General features: G+C 73.9%; 7 protein-coding genes. 2 read left to right on the forward strand and 5 right to left on the reverse strand.

All coding sequences use genetic code 11. The features are described from left to right. Nucleotides 1–295: DNA translocase FtsK (locus MOX02_RS27545; protein ID WP_280525362.1), on the forward strand; the 295-nt coding region annotated here is incomplete at its 5' end. 18 nt (nt 296–313) lie between these two features. On the opposite strand, the gene MOX02_RS32765 is transcribed toward MOX02_RS27545, so the two are convergent. The 5 genes from MOX02_RS32765 to MOX02_RS27565 form a co-directional block, all read right to left on the reverse strand. Next, on the reverse strand, nt 314–436 hold the full coding sequence (locus tag MOX02_RS32765; RefSeq protein WP_280525363.1) for a hypothetical protein: 123 nt from the start codon (nt 434–436) through the stop codon (nt 314–316). Then, nucleotides 433–669, reverse strand: coding sequence for a hypothetical protein (locus MOX02_RS27550; RefSeq protein WP_147028992.1), 237 nt, complete (start codon nt 667–669; stop codon nt 433–435). Before MOX02_RS27550 ends, MOX02_RS32765 begins: the two co-directional genes overlap by 4 nt. Nucleotides 670–677: 8 nt before the next feature. After that, complete coding sequence (locus tag MOX02_RS27555) at nt 678–1,718, reverse strand: aldose epimerase family protein (RefSeq protein ID WP_147028993.1); 1,041 nt, start codon at nt 1,716–1,718, stop codon at nt 678–680. 71 nt (nt 1,719–1,789) lie between these two features. After that, nucleotides 1,790–3,571 (reverse strand): ABC transporter ATP-binding protein, encoded by a 1,782-nt coding sequence (locus tag MOX02_RS27560; protein WP_147028994.1) that lies wholly within the window; start codon nt 3,569–3,571, stop codon nt 1,790–1,792. Nucleotides 3,572–3,675: 104 nt separating this feature from the next. Next, on the reverse strand, nt 3,676–4,173 hold the full coding sequence (locus tag MOX02_RS27565; protein ID WP_147028995.1) for a Spy/CpxP family protein refolding chaperone: 498 nt from the start codon (nt 4,171–4,173) through the stop codon (nt 3,676–3,678). A 208-nt stretch (nt 4,174–4,381) separates the two neighbouring features. Here MOX02_RS27565 and MOX02_RS27570 point away from each other — a divergent pair, with 208 nt between their 5' ends. Next, complete coding sequence (locus MOX02_RS27570; protein WP_373866790.1) at nt 4,382–5,335, forward strand: metal ABC transporter substrate-binding protein; 954 nt, start codon at nt 4,382–4,384, stop codon at nt 5,333–5,335. Nucleotides 5,336–5,432 lie beyond the last annotated feature (97 nt).

Raw genomic sequence — 5,432 nt, forward strand, 5'->3', positions numbered from 1 at the left:
ATCGGGAGAGGCCGAGAAGGCGCCCAAGGGCGGCGCCGTCGAGCTCGAGATGGACGGCGCGGTGTTCGACCAGGGCACCTTCGGCGAGGCCGGCGGCGACCTCTACGAGCAGGCCGTGCAGGTCGTGCTGCGGGACAAGAAGGCCTCCACCAGCTACATCCAGCGCCGCCTGCAGATCGGCTACAACCGCGCCGCCTCGCTCATGGAGAAGATGGAGATCGAGGGCATCGTCGGCCCGGCCAACCACGCCGGCAAGCGCGAGATCCTGGTCGAGACGGACGGGCAGGGGATGTGAGAGGGGGCTGGCGCGGGCTCACTCGCCCGGAGCCCGCTTCTGGCGGCGCACCTCGCGCTCGTGGAACGCGACCGCGGACCATCCGAGCGCGAGCACGAGGAGCGGCGTGATCACGAAGGCGAGGATAAAGGCCCCGTTCATCCGTCCAGACCCTTCAGAACACGGCGCGCCCAGAGATGTAAGGTCGCCGCGATCAGGAACCAGATCAAGACGGCGCCGAGCACTTCCGAGAGCGTGACCAGCGCCCGGAAATTGCTCACGTTGTAGACGTAGCCCGCGATGGGCGTGGCGATGCCGACGGTGATGCAGGCCGTCGATGCCCGGTCCAGGGCATTGGCGAGGAGCTTGGTCTGCTCGACGAGGGAGGGCCGCATCCCGCCCCTCAGCCCACGTCGAACCGGTACCGGGTCGTCGATTCGAAGCAGGAGCCCGGGCGCAGCACCGCGGAGGGGAAGTCCGGGCGGTTCGGCGCGTCGGGGAACCCCTGCGTCTCGAAGCAGACCGCGTCGCCCGAGCGGTAGAGGCGCCGGCTCGGGCCGGCGAGCGTGCCGTCGAGGTTGTTGCCCGTGTAGAGCTGGAGCCCGGGCTCCGTGGTCGAGACCTCCATGCGCCGGCCGCTGCCGGGGTCGAGGCAGGTGGCGACGGGGCGCAACGCCGTGCGGCCGCCGCGCAGCACGAAATTGTGGTCGTAGCCCTTGGCGAGCGCGAGCTGCGGCACCGCCTCGCGGATGCGGGCGCCGAGCGGCGTCGCCTGCCGGAAGTCGAAGGGCGTGCCCGCGACGGGGGCGATCGCGCCGGTGGGGATCTGGGTGGCGTCGGTCGGCGTGAAGGCGTCAGCAGTGATCTCCACCGCGTGGCCGAACACGTCGCCCGAGCCCTCGCCCGCGAGGTTGAAGTAGCTGTGGTTGGTGAGGTTGAGGACGGTCGGCCGGTCCGTCCAGGCGGCGTAGTCGATGCGCAGGGCGTCGTCGGCGGTCAGCGCGTAGGTCACGCGCACGTCGAGGTTGCCGGGAAACCCCGCCTCGCCGTCGCAGCTCCGGTAGTGCAGGACGAGCCGGTCGGCCTCTGCCGCCTCCACCCGCCAGATCCGCTTGTCGAAGCCGTTCGGGCCGCCGTGCAGGGTGTTCGGGCCGTCGTTCACGGGCAGGCGGTAGTCCTGCCCGTCGAGGCTGAAGCGCCCGCCCGCGATGCGGTTGGCGTAGCGGCCGGTCAGCGCCCCGAAATGCGGGTTGCGGGCCTCGTAATCGGCGAAGTTCGAGAATCCCAGCACCACGTTGGCGGGCCGGCCCCCGCGGTCTGGCACGTCGAGCCGGGTGAGGATGCCGCCGTAATCGATGATCTCGGCCCGCAGGCGCCCGCGGGCGAGCCGGTAGCGGGTGACGTCGCGGCCGTCCCGGGTGCGGCCGTAGGGTTCGCCTGCCATCGCCGGAGCCTCCGAGGGGTGTGCCGCCGCGATATAGCGCCCCGGCCGGCCGCCGCTCAGCCGCCCCGCGGTCACGTCTCGGTGTGGGCGGGCAGGGCCTCGTCCGAGAGCTGCAGGCGGTGGAGGCGGGCGTAGGCGCCGCCCTCGCCAAGGAGCGCGGCGTGGGTGCCCCGCTCGACCACGCGGCCGGCCTCCAGCACCACGATCTGGTCGGCCTCGCGCACGGTGGAGAGGCGGTGGGCGATGACGAGGGTGGTGCGCCCCCGCATCAGCCGCTCCAGCGCCCCCTGCACGAGGCGCTCGGACTCGGAATCGAGGGCCGAGGTCGCCTCGTCGAGGAGGAGGATCGGCGCGTCCTTGAGGAAGGCGCGGGCGAGCGAGATGCGCTGTCGCTCGCCGCCCGAGAGGCGCCCCCCGGCCGGGCCGACGCGGAAGCCGTAGCCCTCGGGCAGCCGGGCGATGAAGTCGTGGGCGGCCGCCGCCCGCGCCGCGGCCTCGATCTCGGCCTCGCTCGCGCCCGGCCGACCGAAGCCGATATTGGCCGCGATCGTGTCGTCGAACAGCACCACCTCCTGCGAGACCACGGCGACGGCCGCGCGCAGCGAGGCGAGGGTGACGGCGCGCACGTCCTGCCCGTCGATCGTCACGCGGCCCCCGGTCACGTCGTAGAGGCGCGGCACGAGGTTGAGGAGCGAGGACTTGCCCGAGCCCGAGCGCCCGACGAGCGCCGTCGTGCGGCCCGCCGGCACCGCGAGGTCGATCCCTTCGAGGGCCGCCACGTCCTCGCGGTAGCGGAAGCGCACGGCCTCGAACCGGATCTCGCCGGGGCCGGGCGCGAGCGGCGGCGCGCCCGGCGCCTCGCGGATGCGCGGCGCCTCGTCCATCAGGGCGAAGTAGCGCTGGAGGGCGGCCGCCGCCTCCTGCAGGATCGCGTTGAGGGTGCCGAGCGCCCGGGCGGGCTGCGCGGCGAGCAGCAGGGCGGCGGTGTAGCCCGTGAAGTCGCCCACCGTGCGCTCGCCCGACATCACCCGCTGGCCGACGAGTATCAGCACGGCCGCCACCGCCACGCCCCCGCCGACCTCGAGGAGCGGGTCGAGCCGGCCGCGGGCGTTGGCGGTCTTCATCTTCAGGCGGCGCACCCGCTCCAGCGCCTCGGCGGCGCGGCCCTTGAGGTAGCCTTCCAGCGCGTAGGTCTTGGCGACGCGCGCGCCCGCGAGGCTCTCGCTGATCAGGCTCGCGGTGGCCCCCATCTGCTCCTGCGTCGTGGTCGAGACCCGGCGCAGCTTCTTGCCGATCCGGCCGATCGGCCCGGCCACGAACGGCACCGTCACGGCGGCGACGAGCGTCAGGAGCGGGTCCATCCAGATCAGCGCGGCGACGAGCCCGACGAGCATGGCGACGTCGCGCAGGAGAACCGTCGAGATCCGGGTCAGCGCCTCCTTGATGAAGGCGAAGTCGGTGGTGAAGCGCTGCGTGAAGGCGGCCGGGCTCTCGCGGGCGAGCTGGTCGAGGTCCGAGTCGATCAGGTGGCCGTAGAGGGCCGCCTGCATGTCGGCCTCGACCCGGGTGACGACGCGGTTCGTCAGCACCGTCTGCCCGAACAGGGCGAAGCCCCGCACCGAGGTCACGGCGATGACGATCAGGGGCCCGTAGGCCAGCGCCCCCATGTCCTTGCTGTCGAAGGCGTCGAAGGCCCCCTTGATCAGCACGGGGTAGAGGCCGGTGGCGGCGCCCACGAGGGCGATCAGCACCAGCACCACCGCGAGCGTGCCCCGGTGGGGCGAGAGCCACTCGCGCCAGACCCGCCAGATCAGCGGGAGCGTGTCGGTCTTCAGTCGGGGGCGGCGCGCCATGGCCTGTTCCTGGCGCCGCGGGATCATCGGCGCCCGCGCGGCGGCTCGCGCGGTGTTTGCCGCCGCGGCCGCCGCGGATCAAGCGCCGCGGTCGCCGGACCGGCTCAGCGCCCCTCGCCGGGCCCGTGCCGGTGGTGGCGCCAGCCGCCGCGGCCCTCGCCGCGCATCGGCCGGGCGAGCACGAGGGCCCGGCGCTTCTGGTCGGGGTCGAGGGTGGCGTAGAGGGGCGCCGAGGCGTCGGCGAGCTTGCGCAGGGCCTCGCCGCGGGCCGTCGCGGCGTCCGCCATGGCGCGGATCGCGGCCGGCGCGTCGTCGACCATGCGGCCCCGCTCCGCCCGGGCGGCGCGCTGCTCGCGGCGCAGGCGCCCGAGGTCGCGGATCGCCGCCTCGACCGGCGGCCACAATTTCTCCTGCTCGGGGCTGAGGCGCAGCCCCGCCCGGAGCGCCGCGATGCGGGCGTCGGCGAAGGCTTCCCGGTCCTCGGCCGAGAAGGCGTTCCAGCGGCCCGCGGGCGGGCGGGAGAACGGATCGTCCTTGGCGACGGCGCCGCCGACGACGCCGATGCCGACGAGGATCAAACCGACGGTCACGAATCTGCGCATGGCGCTCTCCTCCGGCCCCAGGGGCGGGGCACTCGCGCACCGCCGCGCCGTCGAGGCGGGACGGGGCCGCGGGGATCAGAATGGCCAAGGTCGGATGGCCGCGGCCTGTCGCCCGCATGAAAGCTTTGTCATCTTCGCCGGGCGGACCGGGCTTGGAAATGTAATACTATTACATTATGCAGCCCCGATCGGACGGGGGAGAGACGCGATGCGGGGGCGGATGGTGCGGCGGCGGATCGGCTTACTCCTGGCCCTGGCCGTCCTCCTCGCGGCGGCGCCGATGCTGCTGGCTGGTCGGGCGGAGGCGGCCGAGCGCCTGCGGGCGGTGGCGACCTTCTCGATCCTCGGCGACCTCGTGCGGCAGGTGGGCGGCGACCGGGTCGAGGTCGCGAGCCTCGTCGGGCCGGACGCGGACGCGCACGGCTACAGCCCGGCCCCGGGCGACGGCCGGCTGCTGGCCCGGGCCGACATCGTCTTCGTCAACGGGCTCGGCTTCGAGGGCTGGCTCGACCGGCTGATCCGGGCCTCCGGCGCCCGCGCGCCCGTGATCGTGGCGGCGCGCGGGGTCGAGACCATCGCGGCCCGGCACGACCACGCGGGCGAGCACGGCCACGCGCATCCGGGCGGCGCGGAGGCCGACCCGCACGCCTGGCAGAGCATCGCCAACGCCAAGGTCTACGTCGCCAACATCCGAGACGGGCTCGCCAAGGCCGATCCGGCCCACGCGGAGGATTTCTCGCGCAACGCCGCCGCCTACCTCGCCAAGCTCGACGCCCTGGACGGCGAGGTGCGGGCGGCCATCGCGGCGATCCCGCCCGAGCACCGGCGGGTGATCACGACCCACGACGCCTTCGGCTATTTCGGCGCGGCCTACGGCCTGCGCTTCATCGCCCCCCAGGGGGTGGCCAACGACAGCGAGGCGAGCCCGCGCAGCGTGGCCCGCATCATCCGCCAGATCCGCCAGGAGCAGGTCCCGGCCGTGTTCCTGGAGACGATCGCCGACCCGCGCCTGATGGAGCAGATCGCCCGCGAGAGCGGCGCGCGGATCGGGGGCCGGCTCTACTCGGACGCCCTGTCGGGCCCCTCCGGCCCGGCGCCCACCTATCTCGACATGATCCGCAGCAACCTGCGCGAGTTCTCGGCCGCCCTCGGCCGCGGCTGAGCCTCACCACGCCGGTCCGGCGGAGGGAACCCGCGCCCGATTTTTTCGAGCCGGTGCCGGAGGGGACGAGGGCGGCACCCACCTCTCCCGTCCGGGA

The organism is Methylobacterium oxalidis (genome assembly GCF_007992195.1).
GTDB classification, from domain to species: Bacteria; Pseudomonadota; Alphaproteobacteria; order Rhizobiales; family Beijerinckiaceae; genus Methylobacterium; species Methylobacterium oxalidis.